A 3,951-nucleotide genomic window follows, 5' to 3' on the forward strand; every position below is an offset into this window, starting at 1 on the left:
GGAACNNTGCCGACAGTGCCGACAGACAATATGCGCGGTTTCCTGCGAGCCTTATCATCTCTTGCATGAAACGGCTCTTGCCGGCTCCGTTGCCGCCGATTAGAGAGACACGGCGTGTGCCCGACAGCACACGCGTGTCTTTGTTCGGAAATGCGGGAGGAAGGATTATATTGCTCATACTCGGCTGCTTGCTTTAGAGTGACAGTTTCTTACTGCTGTGTTGTCATTATCCTGGCAAGGTATTTGCCAAGAATGTCGAATTCGATATTGACTTTCGTCCCTTTTTCGATTCGGTGGAAGTTGGTGTTGTCGTGCGTATAGGGAATTATCGCCACTTTGAAACTGTTGTCGGTAGGCTCGCAGACAGTAAGGCTTACACCGTTCACCGTCACCGATCCTTTGTCAACTGTGATGTATCCCTTGCGTGCAAGCTCCTTGTCGGATTCATATTCGAACGTATAGTACCAGCTGCCGTCTGCTTCGCGGACATCGGTGCATACGGCGGTCTGATCCACGTGTCCTTGAACGATATGTCCGTCAAGACGTCCGTTCATCTTCATGGAACGTTCGAGATTCACCAGGTCTCCCGGCTTAAGGTCACCGAGATTGGAGCGGTCAAGGGTCTCTCTTATTGCGGTGACGGTGTATGTGCCGTCGCCGGGAAGAGCCACAACCGTGAGACACACTCCGTTGTGGGCTACGCTCTGGTCTATTGTGAGTTCGTCTGCAAAACTGCAGCGCATCGTGATATGAAGGTTGCTTCCTTCCTCGCGGAGAGCTACTACCTCTGCCGCTTCTTCTACAATTCCTGAGAACATGCTGGAGTCTTTTTTAGTTTGATTTGAGTGCGAAGCCTACGCATAGACCATCGTATGAATTCAAAAGAGAGGAGAGCGTTTTCGCTGCGGATATGTTGGAATATTTTGCCACGGCATCAATGATAGCCATGAGTTTTGTGGCATCGAACATCACATCCATGGTGCTTGAAGTCTTTTGCACATATGTTTTCACCTTGCCGAGCGAAATCTTTCCTGCCGCATTGAATTTGAATTCGAAAATTCCTTTCTCCGAACCTTGTGTCACAGTGCCTTTCAGAGTCAGCTTCTTGATTTTCAGCTGGAACTTTCCGGAATTGTCTATGGTGAGAGTGGCTCCGGTGAGCCCGTATTTCTGATAATACGGTTTCAGCTTGGTCTCGATTGCCGCTCCGGCAGCCTTGCCTCCTGCCTGTTTGAGGAAGTTGTCTCCCTGAAACGCTACAGCCGGACCGGTGGCAAGCCAGTTTCCCTTGAGATCCTGCACCGACAGGTTGGAGCTGGAGAATACCCCCTCCAACAGGTTGCCTATGGTTTCCGAGGTGTCGCCGCTTCCTCCCAATTTCCCGAGAAGGTCCTTTAGAGACTGTGCATTGGCCATATTGGAACATGAAATAATCATGGCTGCCAACATCAATAATACTCTGATGTGCTTAATTTTCATATCGTTATCTTGTAAACTTAATTTATTCGGTTATTATCTATGGCGGTTAATTGGTGATGATTATTGGCCAAAAATACGCCTTGTCATTGGTTTAATTGGGTCATTTCTGCACAAATTTACATTAAAATTAGCAATTATTATAATTTTGTTATAATTTTGTTTCAAATTATTAACCTTGATTATGAAACATTATGCTTTAAATGCCGCTTTCTTAGTTGCGTCAGCGTGCATCCTCGGAGGATGTGCGGGTGATGACAATCCGTGGCAGAGCTCGACAGACGGCGGATCCCTCAGACTGTCGCTCTCTGCCGACGGAAATATCGCGGCATCTACGAGAGCCGACGATACGAAAGCGACTATAATTCCGGCAGCTGCTGATTTCGGTGTGTCGCTGTCAAGAACCGATGGCAGTTTCAACAAGAAGTGGAACCTTCTTGAGGAATTCAACAAAGAAGAACTTTTCCCGATAGGAGAGTATAAGATTGAAGCTTTTTACGGCGATCGCGATGTGGAAGGTTTCGAGAATCCCTGGTTTTATGCTTCGGACAATGTGGCTGTTACTGCGGGCGACCAGAAGAATGTGTCGCTTACCGCAACTCTCGCCAACTCAATGGTGAGCATCCGTTATACCGATGAGTTCAAGTCGAATTTTACGTCTTACAGCGCGGCGATCCGCTCTACAGGACATGATTATGTGGTATTCGCCCAGAACGAGGATCGTCCGGCTTACATGGCACCCTCGCAGATAGAACTCAATCTCACGCTGACCAATGCTTCGGGCAAGAAAGTGACTCTTCAGCCTGCCGGTTTCAGGGCTGAGGCAAGGCGTCATTATATTGTCAAAATAGGTGTTAACGGAGCTTCTTCCACCGGCAATCTTACGCTTGACGTGCAATTTGAGGAGGATGTGGTTTCGGAAACAGTAGAGGTGCCTCTCGGCGATGAACTTTTCGAGGCACCCGCCCCGTCTGTAGTTGCAAAGGATTTTACAGATGGTGAGACTCTTAGCGCATTTGAGAGTNTTACACCTGTTGGTAATCCCCGATACGAGGTGTATGCATTTGGCGGACTCAAGGAAGTTGTGTTGAAATTGAATGAATCTTCCACCTATAATCCCCCTTTCGGAAAGGAAGTTCAGTTAGTGAATGCTTCTGATATGGATCAGGCAAATGTCAATGCTTCCGGAATTTCGGTGACAGGCTTGTTCCGCAATCCCGACAAGATGGGTATCGTAGAGCTTAAGGGATTTTTGGGTAAGATGCCTATTGGATCACATACGGTTTCGCTTGTGGCTAAGGATATGCTCACGCGTGTCAGCGAGCCTGTCACGCTCCATGTCATAGTGTCGGCGGTAGACATAAAGATAGAACCTGTGGCAAATATGGAATACCGGGGCACGGAAGGAGAAGTGTATCTTCTGACCAATTGTGCGGATATTCGGGATAAGGTTACGTTCAAGGTTACCAATAATGAGGTAGCGGCAGAGGTTCTTGACATTGAGGATATATCTTCGTCAGAGGCAGGTGGCTTGCCTTATAAATTCAAATACAAGGTCAAGACGCCGGAGCTTCAGATGGAGAGTAGTCCGCTTTGGGTTTATTATGGAGCGGTTGCAGATGCACGTGCTCAGACTCGTCTGAAAGTGGATTTCCCCAAGTATTCAATAGATGTTGACCCGTTTGCTAGGAAAGTGAAATTGCGTGTGGTTCCGGAGGATCCATCCAAGCTTCGTCTTATTACGAATGACCTCGTTATTATCAGTGATGGAAAAATGGTAAATGTAAACAGGATTCAGAAAGATCTTGAGACCGGTATAATAAACGTGTTTGACCTTACCGAATCCAAGACATATGAAAATGTGGAGTTTGCACTTTCCAATACATCGAATCCCCGCACTCCGATTTCACCTTTTACAACGGAAAGCATTGTGGATGTGCCTAATGGAAGTTTTGCTGAAACGCATAAAACGTTGAGTATATCCAATTTGACTGTTGGTGGCGGTTTCCGAGTATCTCCGGTAAATTATAATGTGACCTCATCAATTGATCGCTCGGAACCAGTAGGTTGGTCTTCTGTTAATGCAAAGACATGTTACTCCGGTGCAGCCAATATTAATTCTTGGTTTGTAGTTCCTTCCACTTTTTCGGAAAATGGATATGTGGTGATCAGAAGTGTGGGATATAACCATAATGGGCGAACTCCGGATCGTTCCGGAGGGTTATTAAATATTACATACTATTGTACCAATACTCCGGGAGAAGCCGGTCTTGACAAATCTATCGGTGAATTGTTTTTAGGTTCATATTCTTATGACTCGAATGGTGAACATAGAAATGACGGAATTGATTTTGGTTCACGTCCCTTAACGCTGACGTTCAAGTATCGTTATACGCCGGTAAATAATGAAGTAGCTGAGGCATATATTAAAGTATTTAATTCTTCAGGAAAAGAAATATCTCAAGGTATTTTAAG

General features: G+C 46.2%; 3 protein-coding genes. 1 reads left to right on the forward strand and 2 read right to left on the reverse strand.

From position 1 onward, the window contains the following. Window positions 1-209: 209 nt before the first annotated feature. Both JX312_RS10210 and JX312_RS10215 read right to left on the reverse strand, forming a co-directional pair. Window positions 210-818 carry a riboflavin synthase gene (locus tag JX312_RS10210; RefSeq protein ID WP_123406039.1) on the reverse strand — a complete coding sequence of 203 codons (609 nt, stop codon included), beginning with the start codon at window positions 816-818 and terminating at the stop codon, window positions 210-212. Between the two features lie 13 nt (window positions 819-831). Further along, window positions 832-1,437: a lipocalin-like domain-containing protein gene (locus JX312_RS10215; protein WP_204457922.1), complete on the reverse strand. Its 606-nt coding sequence runs from the start codon at window positions 1,435-1,437 to the stop codon at window positions 832-834. Between the two features lie 223 nt (window positions 1,438-1,660). Here JX312_RS10215 and JX312_RS10220 point away from each other — a divergent pair. After that, a partial coding sequence (locus tag JX312_RS10220; RefSeq protein ID WP_204457923.1) for a DUF4493 domain-containing protein occupies window positions 1,661-3,951 on the forward strand: 2,291 nt, incomplete at its 3' end.

This window comes from Barnesiella sp. CU968 (genome assembly GCF_905219685.1).
GTDB classification, from domain to species: domain Bacteria; phylum Bacteroidota; class Bacteroidia; order Bacteroidales; family Muribaculaceae; genus Lepagella; species Lepagella muris_A.